General features: G+C 69.1%; 16 protein-coding genes. 8 read left to right on the top strand and 8 right to left on the bottom strand.

The features are described 5' to 3' along the window. Positions 1–25: 25 nt before the first annotated feature. The 3 genes from P7V53_RS01490 to P7V53_RS01480 all read right to left on the bottom strand — a co-directional run bounded on the left by P7V53_RS01490 (position 26) and on the right by P7V53_RS01480 (position 3,775). Complete coding sequence (locus P7V53_RS01490; protein WP_280153710.1) at positions 26–529, bottom strand: phosphoglycerate mutase family protein; 504 nt, start codon at positions 527–529, stop codon at positions 26–28. Between the two features lie 115 nt (positions 530–644). Continuing rightward, positions 645–1,307 (bottom strand): lysoplasmalogenase, encoded by a 663-nt coding sequence (locus P7V53_RS01485; RefSeq protein WP_280153709.1) that lies wholly within the window; start codon positions 1,305–1,307, stop codon positions 645–647. After that, positions 1,304–3,775, bottom strand: a complete 2,472-nt coding sequence (locus P7V53_RS01480; RefSeq protein ID WP_280153708.1) for an EAL domain-containing protein — start codon at positions 3,773–3,775, stop codon at positions 1,304–1,306. The genes P7V53_RS01485 and P7V53_RS01480 overlap by 4 nt, the downstream gene beginning before the upstream one ends. A 172-nt stretch (positions 3,776–3,947) precedes the next feature. Between P7V53_RS01480 and P7V53_RS01475 the strand changes: the two genes are divergently transcribed. Continuing rightward, positions 3,948–4,910 carry a hypothetical protein gene (locus P7V53_RS01475; RefSeq protein WP_280153707.1) on the top strand — a complete coding sequence of 321 codons (963 nt, stop codon included), beginning with the start codon at positions 3,948–3,950 and terminating at the stop codon, positions 4,908–4,910. 22 nt (positions 4,911–4,932) lie between these two features. Here P7V53_RS01475 and P7V53_RS01470 read toward each other — a convergent pair whose 3' ends face one another. Beyond that, positions 4,933–6,999, bottom strand: a complete 2,067-nt coding sequence (locus P7V53_RS01470; RefSeq protein ID WP_280153706.1) for a UvrD-helicase domain-containing protein — start codon at positions 6,997–6,999, stop codon at positions 4,933–4,935. A 69-nt stretch (positions 7,000–7,068) separates the two neighbouring features. Between P7V53_RS01470 and P7V53_RS01465 the strand changes: the two genes are divergently transcribed. Beyond that, positions 7,069–7,920: an endonuclease/exonuclease/phosphatase family protein gene (locus P7V53_RS01465; protein WP_280153705.1), complete on the top strand. Its 852-nt coding sequence runs from the start codon at positions 7,069–7,071 to the stop codon at positions 7,918–7,920. Positions 7,921–7,944: 24 nt separating this feature from the next. Here the strand turns inward: P7V53_RS01465 and P7V53_RS01460 are convergent, their stop codons facing one another. Further along, positions 7,945–8,367: a TfoX/Sxy family protein gene (locus P7V53_RS01460; protein ID WP_280153704.1), complete on the bottom strand. Its 423-nt coding sequence runs from the start codon at positions 8,365–8,367 to the stop codon at positions 7,945–7,947. Next, positions 8,321–9,340, bottom strand: a complete 1,020-nt coding sequence (locus P7V53_RS01455) for a methionine synthase (RefSeq protein WP_280153703.1) — start codon at positions 9,338–9,340, stop codon at positions 8,321–8,323. The genes P7V53_RS01460 and P7V53_RS01455 overlap by 47 nt, the downstream gene beginning before the upstream one ends. Positions 9,341–9,393: 53 nt before the next feature. Here P7V53_RS01455 and P7V53_RS01450 point away from each other — a divergent pair, with 53 nt between their 5' ends. Continuing rightward, complete coding sequence (locus P7V53_RS01450) at positions 9,394–10,383, top strand: AEC family transporter (RefSeq protein ID WP_280153702.1); 990 nt, start codon at positions 9,394–9,396, stop codon at positions 10,381–10,383. 108 nt (positions 10,384–10,491) lie between these two features. Then, entirely contained in the window at positions 10,492–11,943 is a 1,452-nt protein-coding gene (locus P7V53_RS01445) for a catalase (protein WP_280153701.1), read from the top strand. Between the two features lie 6 nt (positions 11,944–11,949). Here P7V53_RS01445 and P7V53_RS01440 read toward each other — a convergent pair whose 3' ends face one another. Both P7V53_RS01440 and hemE read right to left on the bottom strand, forming a co-directional pair. Further along, positions 11,950–14,022: a primosomal protein N' gene (locus tag P7V53_RS01440; protein ID WP_280153700.1), complete on the bottom strand. Its 2,073-nt coding sequence runs from the start codon at positions 14,020–14,022 to the stop codon at positions 11,950–11,952. Positions 14,023–14,393: 371 nt separating this feature from the next. Beyond that, positions 14,394–15,464 (bottom strand): uroporphyrinogen decarboxylase, encoded by a 1,071-nt coding sequence (gene hemE / locus P7V53_RS01435; RefSeq protein ID WP_280153699.1) that lies wholly within the window; start codon positions 15,462–15,464, stop codon positions 14,394–14,396. 48 nt (positions 15,465–15,512) lie between these two features. Between hemE and cysK the strand changes: the two genes are divergently transcribed. From cysK to creC, 4 genes are read left to right on the top strand one after another with little or no spacing between them, the layout of a single operon-like run. After that, complete coding sequence (gene cysK, locus P7V53_RS01430) at positions 15,513–16,433, top strand: cysteine synthase A (protein ID WP_280153698.1); 921 nt, start codon at positions 15,513–15,515, stop codon at positions 16,431–16,433. 7 nt (positions 16,434–16,440) lie between these two features. Beyond that, positions 16,441–17,145 carry a two-component system response regulator CreB gene (gene creB, locus P7V53_RS01425; protein WP_280153697.1) on the top strand — a complete coding sequence of 235 codons (705 nt, stop codon included), beginning with the start codon at positions 16,441–16,443 and terminating at the stop codon, positions 17,143–17,145. A gap of 29 nt (positions 17,146–17,174) precedes the next feature. Next, a complete protein-coding gene (locus P7V53_RS01420; protein WP_280153696.1) occupies positions 17,175–17,984 on the top strand; it encodes a hypothetical protein in 810 nt (269 codons plus the stop codon). Between the two features lie 31 nt (positions 17,985–18,015). Beyond that, positions 18,016–19,449 carry a two-component system sensor histidine kinase CreC gene (creC, locus tag P7V53_RS01415; RefSeq protein WP_280153695.1) on the top strand — a complete coding sequence of 478 codons (1,434 nt, stop codon included), beginning with the start codon at positions 18,016–18,018 and terminating at the stop codon, positions 19,447–19,449. Positions 19,450–19,516: the final 67 nt, after the last annotated feature.

The raw sequence follows: 19,516 nt of genomic DNA, 5'->3' as shown, positions 1-19,516 counted from the left end.
CGGCGGGCCAGGGCCGTTCAGTGCGCTAGTCGCTGCGCAACCTCACCACGGCGGGCGGATTCCTGCCGTTCGGGACCACGACGAACACGTTGCCGTAGTCGTAGGGCTTGAGCTGGATGTGCTTGGGATGCCCCAGCGCGCTGAGGATGTCGGGCAGCGTGTCGTTGTGGCCGATCACCATCACGCGCTGCCCAGGGTGGGTCGTGCGCAGCTTGTCGATCAGCCCCGCCACGTCGGCCTTGGGCAGCACGGTGGGCTTGCGGCCGATCTGGCGCGCCAGCGGCTCCGCCGTCTTGGCCGTGCGCACGAACTCGGTGACATAGATCTGCGCGATGCCGGCGTTCTTGAACATCGCGGCGAGCCGCTTGGCACGCGCCTCCCCGGCCTTGGACAGCGGGATCTCGGCCTGCGGCGTCAGGGGCTCGCCCTGGAATTCGGCATGGCGCACCAGGATCACGGCCAGCTGCGCGTGCACGGCCAACGGCGCGCAGGCGAGCAGGGTCAGCGCAAGAACGCGGCGCAGCGTCATCGAAAGGTCCCCTCAAACCCCCATGCAGGGATTGGAAGGCGCAGGCGACGCGACGCCCAGCCCCTGAACGTGGGAAGGCGGCTCTCCTGCCTGTGCGTATTGCACGGATCTCCACTCAGGAGCGACGAAGCGCGGGCTTTCCCCAAGACGCGATGCACCACTGCGCCGCCCAGTAGCTGGCGAGGATCCACAGCGAGGCCCACGGAAGCGCAGCCTGGAACCTGTTCGTGGCAAGGAGCGCATCCGACAAGACGAACAACGCGCCGCCGGCCGCGAGCCCGCCCGCCGGCCGGTCGCCCCCATCGGCCGCCGTGCGCCACACCACCGCCGCCTGCGCCGCCATCGCGGCCAGGAAGACGACGTAGACCGCGACCGGCGGCTTGAGCCCGGCCGGCACATCCGGCCACAGCAGTGCGAGGACGCCTCCGGCCACGGCGGCATAGACGATGAACGGCGCGGGACGGGCGGCCAGGCGAACCGGACGCGTGAAGGCCACCAGGTAGGCCACATGGGCGAGCAGGAAGCACACCAGCCCCGGCAGGAATCCGCGCTGCGGCCACAGCAGGGCGACGTCGCCGCACCACGACAGCGCCAATCCGGCGATCACCCACCGGCGCGCAGGCCGTTCAGCGCGGGCGCGCGCCGCATGACAGAGGATCAGCGCCGTGGTGAGCGGCTTGAAGACGAAGAGCAGTCCCGGCGCCAGCAGACCGAGCGCCGACGCGATGGCCAGCACCGCGCTGGCAAGCGTGGCGCCCGCGAGCAGCGCGGTGCTCACCTTCCCCGTCCGGCCACCGCGGCCAGCGGTGCGATCCCGTCGGCGTCGACCCCGGTCTCGCTCAGCAGCCGCACAAATCGTTCCGGCGGCACCGGGCGGCTGAAATGGAAGCCCTGTGCTCCGCGGCAGCCGTGGGCCTTCAGGAATTGGGCCTGCTCGATCGTCTCGACGCCCTCGGCGACGACGTCCAGCCGCAGGCTGTGCGCCATCGCGATGATCGCGGTGACGATGGCCGTGTCGCCCGCATCGACGCCCACGCCATCGGTGAAGCTGCGGTCGATCTTGAGCACGCTCACCGGAAAGCGCTGCAGGTACGCGAGGCTCGAATAGCCGGTGCCGAAGTCGTCGATCGCCAGGCCGATGCCCAGGCCGGCCAGCGCTTCGAGCGCCGACATGTTTTCGGCGCTGCGCGCCATCAGCACGCCCTCGGTGATCTCGATCTCCAGCGATTGCGGCGGCAAGCCCGTCTGGCGCAGCACGCTCTGCGCGAACTCGGGGAAGCCCGGACGCAGCAACTGCTGGGGCGACAGGTTCACCGCCACGCTGATGCCGTGGTGGCCCAGGCGATGCCAGCGCGCGGCCTCGGCGCACGCCTCATGCAGGATCCACTCGCCCAGCGGGCCGATCTGGCCGGTCTCCTCCGCCACGCGGACGAACTCGTGCGGCCCGATGTAGCTGCCATCGACCTGCGGCCAGCGGATCAGCGCCTCGGCGCCGAAGATGCGTCCGGTCTGCAGCTCAACCTTGGGCTGGTAGTGCAGCACGAATTCGCGCCGCTGCAGCGCTTCATACAGGCGGTTGGCCAGCGCCAGCCGGCGCTGCGCGGTGTTGTTGAGCTCGGCAGTGAAGAAGCGGAAGGTGTCGCGGCCCTTTTCCTTCGCGTGGTACATCGCCGCGTCCGCCGCGCGCATCAGCTCGTCGGCGTCGGCACCGTCGCCGGGGAACACGCTGATGCCGACACTGCCGCGCACATGCAGCTCGTTGGAACCGACGGAGAACGGCTGGCGCAGCGCCTCGAGCAGCTTTTCGGCGATGGGGATCGCGTGCGAGCCTTCGGCAAGCGTGGGCAGGCAGATCACGAACTCGTCGCCACCCTGGCGCGCTGCCGTGTCACCGGCGCGCAGGCAGCCGCGCAGCCGGTTCGCCGCGGCCTTGAGCAGCTCGTCGCCGGTCTCGTGGCCGAGCGAGTCGTTGACGTTCTTGAAGTGGTCGAGGTCGAGGAACATCACCGCGACATGCGCACCGCTGCGCTGCGCCTGCGCGATGGCCTGCGCGACGCGGTCGCGGAACAGGGTGCGGTTGGGCAGGCCGGTGAGCACGTCGTTCTGTGCCAGGTACCGGATGCGTTCCTCGTGGCTCTTGCGCTCCGTGATGTCGGTGGCGACGCAGCCGATCGCGAACAGCTCGCCGTCGGCGCGTCGCAACGGGAAGCGCTGCGTGAGGTAGGTGCGCTTGCCGTCGCCCTGCGAGACCTCCACCTCCAGCTCGCTGTGCCCTCCGGCCAGCACGGCGCGCTGGTCCTCGATGATCAAGCCGGCCGCTTCGGCCGGACCCACCACCTCTTCCATGTGCCGCCCGACCACGTCCGCGCCGCCGGTGAAGGCTGCGCGGTAGCGGCGGTTCACGAGCAGAAAGCGCGACTGGAGGTCGCGCACGAAGACCAGCGCCGGGGTGTTGTCGATGATGGACTGCAGCAGCCAGCGGTTCTGCTCGTAGGCATCGAACAGCCGCTCGCGCTCGGCGTCAGCGGCAAAGCGCCGGCCCAGCTCCTTGGCGAGCGCGTCGCTCATCTCGTTGAGCGCGGTGGCCACCTGGTCCAGCTCGTCGCCGGCCCCCGCGGCACGCTGCAGCTGCAGCGGCTCGCGTCCCAGGCGGTCCAGGCTCAGCTCTCGCGCGTGGCCGGCCATGCGCTCGAGGTGCCGGGTGACCCCCCGGTTGACCAGCACGAGGATGATCAGCGCGATCAGGAAGGCCTTGGTCGACTCCGCGACGAGGATGATCACGGCGCGGTCGACCAGCCGCTGGTGCACGCCGTCCAGCGACACCTGCACGTGCAGCGTGCCCAGCTGCACGCCGCGTCCGGTGGGCTCGCGCAGCTCGTACATCCGGTCCAGCACGCTGCCTTGCGACGGCTGCCCCGAGGAGAACAGCTCGTCGCGTCCGGCACGCACCTCGACATACTGGACGTCGCGCACCTGCAGCAGGCCGTTCAGCGTCAACTTGATCTGCGTCTCGTTGTACGACCACACGCTGTGCGCCAGCGCGTCGAGCGTGCTGCGCTCGATCCGCGCGAGCTCCTCGTCGATGGCGCGCAGGTCGCTGCGGTAGTCGGCCCACAGCTGCACGGCGGTGGCCACGAGTGCGAGCGCCGTGCTGGCCACGAGGATGGCCGCGAGCAGGCGAGGCGCAAGCCGCCGCGGACGGACCTTCTCCAGCCAACGCGCCAAGGCGGGCAGTGGTCGGTTCAAGGTGATGTTTCTTGCCCCCTGGCGCAGCATCGTTGTCGTGGCGTCGGGTGGTTCCGACGGCTTTTGGCTCCATGCCGTTTCTCGGCATCCCTCCCCTGGGACTTGATCCAGTATGGCAGTGCCGGCCGTGACGAAGAGCGCTTTTTTGCCAGCGCTTCTGGGGAAACTCGCGATGCCGAGGCACTACATCACGTTCGAGAATCAGCGCGTCAACATCGTCGTCGGGGATGCGATGAGGCGACGCAGCGTCGTTGCTGGAATGGGGCTGGCAGCCTGCCTGGCCGGGATGGCCGCAACCGCCGCGACGATGGTGCTCATCTACCCGCGGTCCGAATCGGCCGTCGACACGCAATACGCCTACGACTACGAGCTGCTGCGCCAGGCGCTGGAAGCCACCGTCGCCACCCACGGCCCGTTTGTGCTTCGGCAGTCGGTCGCGTCGATGAACCAGGCGCGCGCGGGCGACGAGATCGCGGTGGGCAGCGGGCTGGTCAACGTCTTCGCGCGCTCGGCGACGCAGGAGCATGAGGAGCGCTTCCTGCCCATCCGCATCCCGATCGACAAAGGCCTCATCAGCTACCGCGTGTTCCTGATCCGCCACGACATGCAGCCGCGCTTCGCCGAGGTGCAGTCGCTCGACGAGCTCCGCCGCTTCAGCGTCGGCTCGTTCGCGACCTGGGCCGACACCCGCATCCTTCGTGAAGCCGGCTTTCGCGTCGTGACCGGCGACAGCTACGAGGGCTTGTTTCGCATGCTGGTGGCCAGGCGCTTCGACTGCTTCTCGCGCAGCGCCGACGAGGCGTACCGCGAGTACGACGAGCGCCGCGAGCTGCTGCCCGACATGCGCGTCGAGGACAGGCTGCTGCTGCACTTCACGACGACGCGGCTGTTCTTCGTGCAACGAAGCGAGCAAGGCCAGCAGCTGGCGGACCGGATCGAAGCGGGACTCAACCGCATGATCAAGGACGGCAGCTTCGACGCCTACTTCCTGAAGAGCAAGGGACCGCTGATGGCACGCGCGCACCTGACGACGCGCCGGGCGTTCCGCATCGACAACCCCTTCCTGTCGCCGCAGACGCAGGCGACGAGGAAGACCAGGCCCGAGATGTGGTTCGATCCGGTCAGGGGAAAGTGAGCGCAGGCGACGATGCCCGCGATCATCCCGCGGAGCCGGCTGCCGCCCGTGCCGCCGCGGCGGCCCGCAACGCCTTCAGCTTCTCCCGCGGATCCTCCTTCACCGTCACCTCGTCCAGCTTCATCTCCTTGATGAAGCGGCTCGGCACGCCGGCCACCGTGTCGCGTCCGCGCTTGCGACGACGAAGCGTGCTCACGGCCAGCGTGGTGCGCGCACGCGTGATGCCCACATACATCAGCCGCCGCTCTTCCTCCAGCCGCTGCGCCGTCATCTCCTCGTCCTCGCTGCGAAACGGCAGCAACCCCTCGTTGACGCCCGCGAGCACGACGTGCGGCCACTCCAGGCCCTTGGCGGCATGCAGCGTCGACAGCGTGATGACGTTCTGCTCGTCGCCGCGTTCGGCAAGGCTGATGATCACCGAGATCGTCTGCGCGACATCGAGGACGCTCTTCTTCTCGGTCTCCACCGTGAGCCCGCCGTCGTTCTCGATCTCGCCGCCGCATCGCCTAGCGACCCAGTCGACGAAGTCGACGACGTTGCTCCAGCGCGCCGCGGCCAGCTTCTCGCTGTCCTCGCCTTCGTACAGGTGCTTCTCGTAATCGAGCTCCTTCAGCCAGCCCATGAGGAACGACTTCGCATCCTCCGCACCGACGGTGTGGCGAGCGCGGTACTCGAGGTCGTTCACGCAGCGGCCGAACTCGTGCAGCGAGCCGATGGCGCGCGGGCTCACCGCGGTGGACAGGCTGTCGGCGAACAGCGCCTCGTACAGGCTGACCCGCCACTTGCCGGCGAACTCACCGAGGCTTGCGAGCGTCTGGTGACCGATGCCGCGCTTGGGCGTGGTCACCGCGCGCAGGAAGGCGGGATCGTCGTCGTTGTTGACCAGCAGACGCAGCCAGGCGCACAGGTCCTTGATCTCGGCGCGGTCGAAGAAGCTCTGGCCGCCGGACACCTTGTAGGGCAGGTTGGCGCGGCGAAGGGCCTTCTCGAACGACTTGGCCTGGTGGTTGGCGCGATACAGGATGGCGAAATCCTTGAACTGCACCTCGCCGCCCTGCCCGCGCAGGGACTGGATGCGCGCCACGGCGCGCTCGGCCTCGTGCTCCTCGCCGTCGCATTCGACGACGCGCACCGGCTCGCCGTCGCCGAAGTCGCTCCACAGCTTCTTCTCGAACAGCTTCGGGTTGTGCCCGATCACCGCATTGGCGGCGCGCAGGATGTGCCCGGTGGAGCGGTAGTTCTGCTCCAGCGGGATCACCTTGAGCTGCGGAAACTCCTGCGGCAGGCGGCGCAGGTTGTCGATGGTGGCGCCGCGCCAGCCATAGATGCTCTGATCGTCGTCGCCGACCGCGGTGAACATGGCGCGCTCGCCCACCAGCGACTTCAGCATCTCGTACTGGATGGCATTGGTGTCCTGGTATTCGTCCACCAGCACGTAGCGCAGCATGTCCTGCCATTTGGCCCGGCATTCGGCGTCGCGCTGGAGCAGGCGCTGCGGCAAACCGATCAGATCGTCGAAATCCACTGCCTGATAGGCGGCCAGCCGCTCCTCGTAGCGCTTCATCACGCGAGCGGCGACCCGTTCGTCGTCGTTTGCCGCAACGGCTTCGGCCTGCTCGCTGTTCAGCCCCTGGTTCTTCCACAGGCTGATCGCCCACTGCCAGCGGCGCGCGAGCGCGTTGTCGCTGCTGCCGCCGGCGTCGCGCAGGATGCCCAGCACGTCGTCGCTGTCGAGGATGCTGAACTGCGGCTTCAGCCCCAGCCGTTCGCCTTCGCTGCGCAGCAGCCGCACGCCCAGGGAATGGAAGGTGCTGATCAGGAGCTGCTTGGCCGCGCGCGGGCCGACGAGCTGCCTGGCCCGCTCGCGCATCTCGGCGGCGGCCTTGTTGGTGAAGGTGATCGCCGCGATATGACCCGGCTCGTAGCCGGCCTGCAGCAGCCGCGCGATCTTGTGCGTGATGACGCGCGTCTTGCCCGATCCGGCGCCCGCAAGGACCAGGCACGGGCCACCGAGGTGGTGAACGGCATCGAGCTGGGCGGGATTGAGCGAAGGAGGGGCCGACGACGACACGAAAAGGGCGCACTGCAAGAAGGGCGCGCCATGATAGCCAAGCAGCCCCGTGCCACGCGGCCGATCATCGAGCACCGGAGGTGCTTCATGAAGCTCGTCACATGGAACATCCAATGGGGCCGAGGCGTCGACGGCCGCGTCGACCTCGACCGCATCGCGGCGCACGCGCGTCGCTTCGCGGATTTCGACGTGCTGTGCCTGCAAGAGGTGTCGGCCGGCTATCCCGAGCTCCCGGGCTGCGACGGCAGCGATCAGTTCGAGGCCCTGGCCGCGCGCTTTCCCGGCTTCACGCGCATCGACGGCGTCGCCACCGACACGCCGCATCCGTCGGGCGGGCGGCGGCGCTTCGGCAACCTGGTGCTCTCGCGGCTGCCGGTACGCCAGGTGTTCCGCCACCTGCTGCCGTGGCCGGCGGACAGCACGGTGCCGAGCATGCAGCGCATCGCGCTCGAGTCGAACCTCGACACGCCCCAGGGACCGGTGCGCGTGACGACCACCCACCTCGAGTACTACTCGGCCTGGCAGCGCGCCGCCCAGGTGGAGCGGCTGCGCGAGCTGCACCGGGAAGCGTGCGCCCACGCGGCCAGCCCGCGCCCCGGCACGCCGGACGAGGGGCCTTTCGACCGCGTCGCGCGCGCGGCGCCGTCGCTGCTCGCCGGAGACTTCAACTTCATGCCCGATTCGCCCGAGCACGTGCGGCTGATGACGCCGATCGATCCGACGACGACCTCGTACCGCGATGCGTGGGAATGCCTGCATCCCGGCAAGCCGCGTGCACCCACCGTGGCGCTCCACGACCGGAGCCAGTTCCCGGGCCCGCCGTTCACCTGGGACTTCGTCTTCGTGAGCGAGGACCTGGTGCCCCGGCTGCGCGACGTGCAGGTCGACGCCGCCAGCGATGCATCGGATCACCAGGCGGTGATGGTGGAGTGGGCGTAGGCCGGAAGCTCGTCGGTGGACCCGTCAGCCGCCGCGCACCGCCTTCTTGCGCGGCGCCTTCGGCGGCAATGACGCCACGTGCTCGAGCGCCCGCGTCATCCAGGCCGTCATCACCGGCCCATGAGGCAAGGTATTGCCGGGGATGAGGACGAACTCACCCATGACCCGGCCGGGCATCGGCTCGAAGGGCCTGGCATGTCCGCCGGATTGCAGCAGTGCACGATCGGCGGCCGGCAGCTTGAGCACGAGGCCGGCCCGGTACAGGCTGGCGAACAGGTGTCCATTCACGAACGCGGCCGGATAGCCGAACATCTTCCTGCGCTCGATGCGCGGATCGTGCGGCACCAGCTCGCCGAAGCGGGCGATCAGCGCGGGCGGTGACGCCTGCCACGCCACCGCGTCACCCGAGTCGTTGCCGCGCCAGCGCCGCGCCCGCCGCGAGCGCACGCAGCTTGGCCTCGGCGACTTCGCGGCGCATTGGCGCCAGTCCGCAGTTGGTGCAGGCCACCAGTCGCTCGCGCGGCACGAACTGCAGCGCGCGGCCTATCGTGTCGGCCACTTCGTCGGGCGTCTCGACACTGTCGCTCGCCACGTCGATCACGCCGACCATCACGTCCTTTCCGGCCAGCAGCGCCATCAGCTCGGGAGGCACGTGCGAGTGAATGCACTCGAGGCTCACCTGGTCGATGCGACTGGCCGCCAGTGCCGGAAACACCTTCTCGTATTGCCGCCACTGCTCGCCGAGCGTCTTCTTCCACTCGATGTTGGCCGCGATGCCATAGCCGTAGCAGATGTGCACGGCCGTCGTGCAGCTCAGGCCCTGGGCCGCGCGCTCCAGTGCCTTCACCCCCCAGTCGGCGGCCTCGTCGAGGTACACGTTGAACGCCGGCTCGTCGAACTGGACGATGTCGACGCCGTCGGCCTGCAGTGCAAGCGCCTCCTGGTTCAGGAGCTCGGCGAAGGCGAATGCCATCTTCACGCGGTCGCCGTAGAAGCGGTCGGCCACGGTGTCGACGATGGTCATCGGGCCCGGCAGCGTGAACTTGATGCGGCGCGCCGTGTGCGCGCGCAGGAATCGCGCTTCGGCCGCATGCACGCGGCCCTTGAGCGAAAGCGGCCCCACCACCTGCGGCACCATGGCCTTGTAGCGGTCGTTGCGGATGCCCATCTCGACGCGATGCTCGAAGTCGATGCCCTGCACCTGCTCCAGGAAGCCGTGCACGAAGTGCTGGCGCGACTGCTCGCCGTCACCGATCACGTCGAGACCGGCGTCTTCCTGCGCCTTGATCCACAGCAGCGTTGCATCGAGCTTGGCCTGGGCGAGCTCGGCACCGGCCAGCTTCCACGACGGCCACAGCCTTTCGGTTTCCGCGAGCCAGGCAGGCTTGGGCAGGCTGCCGGCGATGGCGGTGGTGAACATGAGCGTCTCCTTCGCGATCGGATCTCGCAAAGCGTCGCCGATACTTCGCGCCGATGCAAGCGATCCTCGCGGTCACCATTCCGTTCTTCGCGCTGGTGCTGTGCGGCTACCTCGCGGCACAGCGCCGCGTGCTGCCCGAGGCGGCGGTCCCCGGCCTCAACATCTTCGTGCTGTTCTTCGCGCTGCCCTGCCTGCTGTTCCGCTTCGGCGCCAGCATGCCGTTCGCGCAGCTCATCGATCCGGTGCTGATCGGCATCTACGCGGCGAGTGCGCTGCTGCTGGTGTTCTTCACGGTGGCCGCGACCTGGCGCCGCAACGAGAGCGCGCGCGGTGTCGACCTGAAGAACGCCGCCTTCGGCGCGCTGGTGGCGGCCTTTCCGAACACCGGCTTCATGGGCGTGCCGCTGCTGGTGGCGCTGTACGGCGACCGGGCCGCCGGGCCGGTGATCGGCACGGTGCTGACCGACCTCATTCTCACCAGCACGCTGTGCATCGTGATCGCGCAGCTGGAGGAGGCGCACGCCCACCCGGAGTCGTCGGGCGTGACGTCGGCCGTCATGCGCTCGCTGCGCAGCGCGATGACGAACCCGCTGCCCTGGGCCATTGCGCTGGGCGCCGTGTTCGCGGCCGCGGGCCTGCGCTTTCCCGGGCCCCTCGACCAGATCGTGAAGATGCTCGCCGACGCGGCGACACCGGTCGCGCTGTTCACCATAGGCGCCGTGCTGTGGCGCGCCGGCCAGCATGTGCACACGCGCACCCCGCTGCGCCAGTTCGTGCCGGTGGCGCTGTTCAAGCTGCTGCTGCATCCATTGCTCGTGCTGAGCGTGGGTCTCCTGGCGCGATGGGCCGGCCTGGCGGTGTCGGCCTTCGGCCTGACGGTGCTCGTGCTGGCAGCGGCCCTGCCGAGTGCGAGCAACGTGTCGCTGCTGGCCGAACGCTACGGCGCGGACAACGGCCGCGTTGCCCGCATCATCATGGCCAGCACCATCCTGGCCTTCGTCACCTTCTCGCTCCTGGCCTGGGTGCTGGGCGCGGGCGGCTGATGGTATTGGCGTTCGCTATCGATGATCTAGCGGCAATCGATTTCTCAGAAGGGTCGGCCGTTTCCAGAATTTCCTTCATCGCCCGTCCAGGCACATCGAAGGAACCTCATGAGCCGTTCGCCCCTGACCACCGCTTCCGGCATCCCGGTCGCCGACAACCAGAACTCCATCAGCGCCGGGCCTCGCGGCCCGTTGCTGCTGCAGGACTTCCACCTGATCGAGAAGCTGCAGCACTTCAACCGCGAGCGCATCCCCGAGCGGGTCGTGCATGCCAAGGGCTCCGGTGCGTACGGCACCTTCACCGTCACCCACGACATCCGCAAGTACACGAAGGCCCGGCTGTTCGAGCGCATCGGCAAGAAGACCGACACCTTCGTCCGCTTCTCCACCGTCGGCGGCGAGCGCGGCTCGGCCGACACCGAGCGCGACCCGCGCGGCTTCGCCGTCCGCTTCTACACCGAGGAGGGCAACTGGGACCTGGCGGGCAACAACACGCCGATGTTCTTCATCAAGGACCCGATCAAGTTCCCCGACTTCGTGCACACGCAGAAGCGCTGTCCGCACACCAACCTCAAGTCGCCGGCGATGATGTGGGACTTCTGGTCGCATGCGCCGGAGTCGCTGCACCAGGTGACGATGCTGTTCTCCGACCGCGGCACGCCCGACGGCTACCGCCACATGGACGGTTTCGGCAGCCACACCTTCAGCATGATCAACGCCCGCGGCGAGCGGGTGTGGGTCAAGTACCACCTGAAGACGCAGCAAGGCATCAGGAACCTGTCGGCGGCCGACGCGGTGAGGCTGGCCGGCACCGACCCCGACTACGCGCAGCGCGACCTCTTCAACGCCATCGCCGCGGGCAAATTCCCGCGCTGGACGGTGTACATCCAGGTGATGACCGAAGCCGAGGCGGCGGCGCTCTCGTTCAATCCGTTCGACCTGACCAAGGTGTGGCCGCATGCGCAGTCCCCGCGCATTCCGGTCGGCGTGCTGGAACTCAACCGCAACCCGGACAACTACCACGCCGAGGTCGAGCAGGTGGCCTTCTCGCCGGCCAACGTGGTGCCCGGCCTGGGATTCAGCCCCGACAAGATGCTGCAGGGACGCCTGTTCGCCTACCACGATGCGCAGCTCTACCGCGTCGGCACCAATCACCAGCAGCTGCCGGTGAACCGCCCGCGCTGTCCCGTGCACCACCAGCAGCGCGACGGCAGCATGGCGGTTGCCAACTTCGGCGCGCAGCCGAACTACGCGACGGTCGAGGCCGACGGCGCGAACCCGCACGGACTGGGTCACGGTGAGCCGCCGCTGCCGTTGTCGGGCGATGCGGCCCGCTACGACGCGCGGTCACAGGAAGACGACTACTGGCAGGCCGGCCTGCTGTTCCGCCTGCTGCCGCCGCAGGAGCAGCAGAACCTGTTCGACAACATCGCCGGGCCGCTGTCGCAGGTGAGTGCCGAGATCCAGCAGCTGCAGCTGGCGCACTTCGACAAGGCCGATCCGGCGTATGGACGCGGCGTGCGCGCAGCGCTGAAGGCACGGGGTGCGAACGTGGACTGAGTCCCGTCAGATCGCCAGGGGATCCACGTCGACGGCCCAGCGCAGGATGCGAGGCTCCCCGGCGCTGCGCACCGCATGCAGCGCGGGCAGCCACACCGCCAGGAAGCGCTGCAAGGCCGCGCGCGAGGCCGACTCCACCAGCATCTGCATGCGCTCCACGTCCGCCACCCGCGAGACGGCCGGCGGCACGGGCGAGTAGATCGTCACGGGGCCGGCCTGCGGCAGCGTGCCGGCGAGGTCCGACGCCGCCTGCAGGAACGTCCGCGCGGCGTCCGCGGTGCGCGCATCGGCACGCAGCATGGCCAGGTGCGAGTACGGCGGCAGCCCGGCCGACTCGCGCTCCTTCAGCTGGCTGGCCGCGAATGCGGCGAAGTCGTGCCGGCGCAGCGCCGCGTACAGCGCATGCTGCGGGTGCCAGGTCTGCACCCACATCTCGCTGCGCTCGGCGTGCTCCGCATCCCGGCCCGCGCGCCCCGCGGCCTGCATCAGCAGCGCGAACAAGCGCTCGGGCGCGCGAAAGTCGCTGCTGAAAAGCGAGGTGTCGGGATTCACCGCGGCGACCAGCGTGATGCGGCGGAAGTCGTGCCCCTTCGTGACCATCTGCGTGCCCACCAGCACGTCGACATCGCCGGCGTGCACCGCGCCCAGTTGCGCCTCGAGCGCTCCCTTGGCGCGCGTCGAGTCGGCGTCGATCCGCGCGATGCGGGCGGGCCGTCCGTCCGCCGTGTGCAGATGAGCGCCGAGCTGCTCCTCCAGCCTTTCGGTGCCGCGGCCGATCGGCGCGATGTCCAGGTTGCCGCACTCCGGGCAGGCACGCGGCACGCGTTCGGCCAGGCCGCAGTGGTGGCAGCGCAGCGTGCGGTCGAGCTTGTGGAACACCCGCCACGCGCTGCAGTGCGGGCAACCGCTCTTCCAGCCGCAGTCCCCGCAATGCAGCACCGGCGCATACCCCCGCCGGTTGAGGAACACCAGGCTCTGCTCGCCCCGCTCGATGCGCTGCTGCAGCGCCGCCACGAGAGGCGGCGAGAGCGCGGTCGTCACGCCCTTGGCCTTGGGCAGCTGATTCATGTCGACCAGCCGCACCCGGGGCAAGGCGCCGCCGCCGATGCGCGAAGGCAGTCCGAGGTAGCGGTAGCGGCCGTCCTGCGCGCGCTGCCAGGTTTCGAGTGACGGCGTGGCCGATCCGAGCAGCACGGGCGCCGCTTCGAGCTTGCCGCGGTACACCGCGAGGTCACGTGCCGAATAGCGGGCGCCCTCCTGCTGCTTGTACGACGGGTCGTGCTCCTCGTCGACGACGATCAGACCCAGGCGCGGCATCGAGGCGAACACCGCCAGCCGCGTCCCGAGCACCAGGTCGGCCAGCCCCAGGTGTGCGGCCAGCCAGTGCGCCAGACGGCGGGCGGGCGTGAGCCCGCTGTGCAGCGACACGATGTGTCGGCCCGCGAACCGCTCGGCAAACCGGCCTTCCAGCTGCGGAGTGAGATTGATCTCGGGCACGAGCACCAGCGCCTGCCGCCCGCCCGCCAGCGCCTGTTCCGCGGCCCGCAGGTAGACCTCGGTCTTGCCGCTGCCCGTGACACCATGCAGCAGCACGGTGCCCGCAGACTCGGCGGCGGTCAGCTGCGCCAGCTGCTGCAATGCCGAGGCCTGCTCGGCACTGAGCGAAGGGGCTGCGCTGGACGGCGCCGCAGCGCCGGGGGCGTCGCCCAGCCGCTTGACCAGCTTGGCGATGCGGTTGGCGATCTGCGCATCGTCGAGCTTTCGCAACTCGGGCGGCAGCACCGCCAGTGCGACCTCGCCGGTGCCGCGCTGGTAGTAGCCGGCGGCAAATTCGACCAGCCGACACCAGGCCGCGGTCATCGCCGGCAGGGAGGTCAGCGCGGCGCCGACGGGCTTGAGCCCGGAAGGCGCAGGCTCCTCCACCTCGCCCGGCCACACGACACCCGGGACCTCCCGTCGACCCAGCGGCACGCGCACCAACGTTCCGGGCAGGAGCATCTGCTCACTCAGATAGTCGAGCGGTGCGCCCAAGCCACTGTGTTGAGGCGTCTCGACTGCAATTCGTACTCGGTTTGTCACAGACGCTGTAACCCTGGTAGAACTTACTGGCAAAAGCTACAAGGAAGCACGAAGGAACGCCACTAAGTCATTGATTCGACGCGCCTTTCGCGACTGTCCACTCCGCCTGTGGACAACTTTGTGGGCAACCTGCACAAAGCGCGGCTAAATGCTTGATTCGTCGGACCAGCTGTTGCGCTGCCCGCTTTCGCAGCATCCTCCGAGAATCAATGAAATCAATGACTTAGCCAAGGTTCGTGAAAACGATATGCTGCACCGCAGCACATCGGAAGTGCTTCGCCCGCTCAACTCAGCGATGGGGATAAGTCAAGGCCTGAGTGCGCACCCATCGAAAAATTTCACGCGCGTGACAGACCGATGAGCCGCGCGGCTCAGGCGCCGTGAGCCTGGCGCCGCGAGTGGGTATGCACCGCCTCGACCAGCGCGCTCACATGCTCGGGCGGCGTGTGCTGGCTGATGCCATGGCCGAGATTGAAGACATGGCCGGGGCCCGCGCCGAAGCTGTCCAGCACCCGAACCACTTCGGCCTCGATCTGCGTCGGCGCGGCGAACAGCACGTTCGGATCCAGGTTGCCCTGGAGCGCGACCCGGTCGCCGACACGCCGGCGCGCTGCGCCGAGATTGACCGTCCAGTCCAGGCCCAGCACGTCGGGACCAATGGCGGCCATCTCCTCGAGCCACAGGCCGCCGCCCTTGGTGAACACGATGTGCGGGATGCGCTGCCCCGCATGCTCCCGCTTCAGCTGGCGCAGGACACGCTGCGTGTAGTCCAGGCTGAACATCTGGAAGGCGCCGTCGGCCAGAACGCCGCCCCAGCTGTCGAAAACCATCACCGCCTGTGCGCCGGCCTCGATCTGTGCATTCAGGTAGGCGGCGACGGCATCGGCGTTGACAGCCAGCATGCGATGCATCAGGTCGGGTCGTGCGTACAGCATCGTCTTGACCAGGCGGTAATCGTCGGATCCGGCGCCTTCGACCATGTAGCAGGCCAGCGTCCACGGGCTGCCGGAAAAGCCGATCAGCGGCACCCGGCCGGCGAGTGCGCGACGGATGGAGGCCACCGCATCGAAGACGTAGCGCAGCTTTTCCATGTCGGGCACTGCGAGCCGGTCCACCGCCGCCTCGTCGCGCACCGGCGACGCGAAGCGAGGGCCCTCGCCGAGCGCGAAGCTCAGTCCCAGGCCCATCGCATCCGGAATCGTGAGGATGTCGGAGAAGAGGATCGCCGCGTCGAGCGGGTAGCGCTCCAGCGGCTGCAGGGTCACTTCGGTGGCGTAGTCGGGGTGGGTCGCCAGGCCCATGAAGCTGCCGGCCTTGGCGCGCGTCGCGCGGTACTCGGGCAGGTAGCGCCCGGCCTGGCGCATCAGCCAGACCGGCGTGTGGGAGGTGGATTGCCGCAGGCAGGCGCGCAGGAAGGTGTCGTTCTGGAGAGGCGCGAACATCGCGGGATTATCGCGCCCGATAATCGCCGCACTCGAGGAGACCCGCGCATGCTTGCCAACGACATCCTGCACACCATCGGCAACACGCCGCATATCCGCATCAACCGGCTGTTCGGCAACGGGCACACGGTCTACATCAAGAGCGAGCGCAGCAATCCCGGGGGCTCCATCAAGGACCGCATCGCGCTGTCGATGACCGAGGCCGCCGAGGCCGCCGGCCTGCTGAAGCCCGGCTCGACCATCGTCGAGCCGACCTCGGGCAACACCGGCGTCGGCCTCGCGATGGTCGCTGCCGTCAAGGGGTATCGGCTGATCCTCGTCATGCCCGAGAGCATGAGCATCGAGCGCCGCCGGCTGATGCTCGCGTACGGCGCCCGCTTCGAGCTCACGCCGCGAGAGAAGGGCATGAACGGCGCCGTCGCGCGCGCCACCGAGATCGTCGCCGCGACGCCGGGCGCGTGGATGCCGCAGCAGTTCGACAACCCCGCCAACATCGACGTGCACGTGCGCACCACCGCCGAGGAGATCGCGGCCGACTTTCCCAGCGGGGTCGACATGCTGGTGACCGGCGTCGGCACCGGCGGCCACATCACCGGGTGCGCGCAGGTGCTCAAGCCGCTGTGGCCCAAGCTCAGGGTCTTCGCCGTCGAGCCGGCCGCCTCGCCGGTGATCAGCGGCGGCAAGCCGGCGCCGCACCCGATCCAGGGGATAGGCGCGGGCTTCATCCCGAAGAACCTGCACACCGGGCTGCTCGACGGCGTGATTCAGGTCGAGGCGGAGGCGGCCAAGGAGATGGCGCGCCGCGCGGCCCGCGAAGAGGGCATGCTGGTGGGCATCTCTTCGGGTGCGACGCTGGCGGCGATCGCGCAGAAGCTGCCCGAGTTGCCCAAGGGTGCGACCGTGCTCGGCTTCAACTACGACACCGGCGAGCGCTACCTGTCGATCGAAGGCTTCCTGCCCACGGAGTGAACCGGCCGTGGCCAAGCCCCGCATCCTCATCGTCGAAGACGAGCCCGGCATCGCCGACACGCTGCAGTACGCGCTGCGTACCGACGGCTTCGAGCCGGCCTGGGCGGCCACCGGCGAGGAGGCGCTGTCGAAGTTCCGCGCGCAGCCGCCGGCGCTGGTGATCCTCGACGTGGGGCTGCCCGATCTGAACGGCTTCGAGCTCTTCAAGCAGCTGCACGAAATCGCCGACGTGCCGGCGCTGTTCCTCACCGCCCGCAGCGACGAGATCGACCGCGTGGTCGGGCTCGAGCTCGGCGCCGACGACTACGTGCCGAAGCCGTTTTCGCCGCGCGAGCTGGTGGCCCGGGTGCGCACCATCCTGCGCCGCGCGGCCAAGCCGGCAGTGGCGCCGCACGGCGCGCCGACGCCGATCCACATCGACGACGGCCGCCGGCAAATCCGCTTCTACGGCCGGCTGCTGGAGCTGTCGCGCTACGAATACGGCCTGCTGAAGACGCTGGCGGCGCGGCCCGGTCATGTGTACACCCGCGACGCCTTGCTCGAGCGCGTGTGGGACGACCCCGGCGAGAGCCTCGACCGCACGGTCGACGCGCACGTGAAGACGCTGCGCGCCAAGATGAAGGCGATCGCACCGACGCTCGACCCGATCCGCACGCACCGCGGCACCGGCTATGCGCTGGCGGAGGATCTGCCGGCGAACCTTCCGTCTTGACACGAGCCCGCGCCGCCGGGAAGAAACCGATGAGACTGAACCGACTCCGCAACGCGCTGGTCGCCGCCCCGCTGGTCGCGAGCCTCGCGACACAAGCCCAGCCGGCGGCGCCGGCCCCGTCATACGCGATCATGTCGATGGTGGGCGACAAGATGACCCTGGTCATCCACCAGATCGGCACCGGCAGCAACCTCGACGCCAACCGGCGCATCGAGGTGCCGATGCCGGACGACACGCTCCACGGCATGGCGGCCTTCGCGGCCGACGACGCGGTCAGGCGCCTGCAGGCGAATGCCAAGACCTCGCTGTTCGTGACCCGCGATCCCAAGCTGCTGGCCCTGCAGGACAAGCTGACCGACTCGAAGGACGACATGGCGGCGCTGGCGCAGCAGCTGAAGCCGCTGCTGGCATCGTCCAGCGCTTCGCACCTGCTGCTCATCACCAAGCATCGCGCCGAAGCCCGTCTGCGGGTGCTGGACGGCAGCATCGGCAGCGGCCGCCTGAGCGGACTGGGCTTCTATGTCGACAAGGAGACCCGGATGACCGAGCGCGACACCGGCAACCACAGCACGGGATTCGTCGCACCGTATGCCTATCTGAGCGTCACGGCGTTCGACATGGCCACGCTGCGCCCCCTGCGCCAGGAGGCGGCGACGGCCTCCGAGACCGTCTCGACCGCCGCCTCGAAGGCGGCCCTGGTGCCCTGGGACGCGATGACCACGGAGCAGAAGTTCGATGCCCTGAAACGCGTGACCCGCACGGCCATCGACACCATCGTTCCCAAAGTGCTCGAAGCGCAGGACTCTGCGCGGCAGACTCCCGCGCAGGCGCTGAAGTGACAAGGCCGGTCCGAAGGCCGGCCAGCGCGGCGTGAGCAAGCGCACCCGCATCTTCATCGGCATCCTGCTCGCCTACGCCGTTGGCGTCGGCGTGCTGCTGTACCGCCTGCTGGGCGACATCGATCCGCGCTACCGCGAGTCGGCCGAAGAGTCGCTGGTGGAGACCGCGCACCTGATGGCCGCCACCATCGAAGCCGCCTCGCCCGACGGCGTGCTGCGCGCCGACATGCTGCAGCCGGTGTTCCAGTCGCTCTATGCGCGGCGCTTCAAGGCGGACATCTTCGGTTTCGAGAAGACACGCGTCGAGCTGCGCGTCGTCGTCGTCGACCGCATCGGACGCGTGGTGTTCGATTCGCGCGGTCGCAGTGTCGGCGCGGACTACTCGCGCTGGAACGACGTGCGGCGCGCGCTCGCCGGCCTCTACGGCGCGCGCACCACGCCCGATGTCGAAGGCCGGCCCGAGACCTCGGTGATGTACGTCGCCGCGCCGATCCGCCTGCGTGACGAGATTGCCGGCGCGGTGAGCGCCGGCAAGCCGGTGCAGAGCTTCGGGCAGTTCGTGGATGCGGCACGCCGCAAGACCGTGCTGGTCGGCGCCACCTCCGCGGTCGCGGTGCTGCTGTTCGCGGTCATCGTTTCGGTCTGGCTGGCGCGGCCCTTCGGCGTCATTGCCGACTACGTACGCTACGTGCGCGCCCAGCGCTCGATCAGCGTGCCGCGGCTGGCCCGCCGCGCGCTCGCTGCCGTGGTCGCGGCGTACGAGGAGATGCGCGATGCCCTCGCGGGCCGCAACTACGTCGCCGACTACGTGCAGACGCTGACGCACGAGGTGAAGAGCCCGCTGTCGGCGATCCGCGGCGCCGCCGAGCTGCTGCAGGAACCCATGCCCGACGCGGACCGCGCGCGCTTCGTCGCCAACATCGTGCGCGAGACGCAGCGCATCCAGGAGCTGGTCGACCGCATGATGGAGCTGACCGCGCTCGAATCGCGGCGCAGCCTCGATGCGCCGGGGCCGGTGCCGCTGCGACCGCTGATCGAGGATCTCGCCGCCAGCGCGCGCGCGGCCGGCGCAGCGCGTGCGCTGAACGTCGAGGTGCTTCCAGGCGCCGACGTCGTCGTCGAGGGTGATGCCTTCCTGCTGCGCCGGGCCATCGCCAACCTGCTGGACAACGCCATCGACTTCTCTCCGGCGAGCGGCGCCGTCACCCTGGCGCTGAACCCGCGCGGGCGCATGGTGGACGTGGTGGTGCGGGACCATGGGCCCGGCATTCCCGACTACGCCGAGGACAAGGTGTTCGAGAAGTTCTATTCGCTGGCCCGGCCGCACACGCGCAAGCGGAGTACCGGACTGGGGCTGGCCTTCGTCAAGGAGATCGCGTCGCTGCACCACGGCAGGGTGAGCCTGACCAACGCTGCCGACGGCGGAGCGGTGGCGACCCTGTCGGTGCCGGCGATGCCCGCGTGAGGGGGCCATCCCGCGCTTCACGCCGACTTCACACAGAACCGCAGCGCACTTCCCAACCGCTTCGCAT

The organism is Piscinibacter sp. XHJ-5, assembly GCF_029855045.1.
In the GTDB taxonomy this organism is placed as follows: domain Bacteria; phylum Pseudomonadota; class Gammaproteobacteria; order Burkholderiales; family Burkholderiaceae_C; genus Albitalea.
This window is presented reverse-complemented; position numbering and strand designations above follow the sequence as displayed.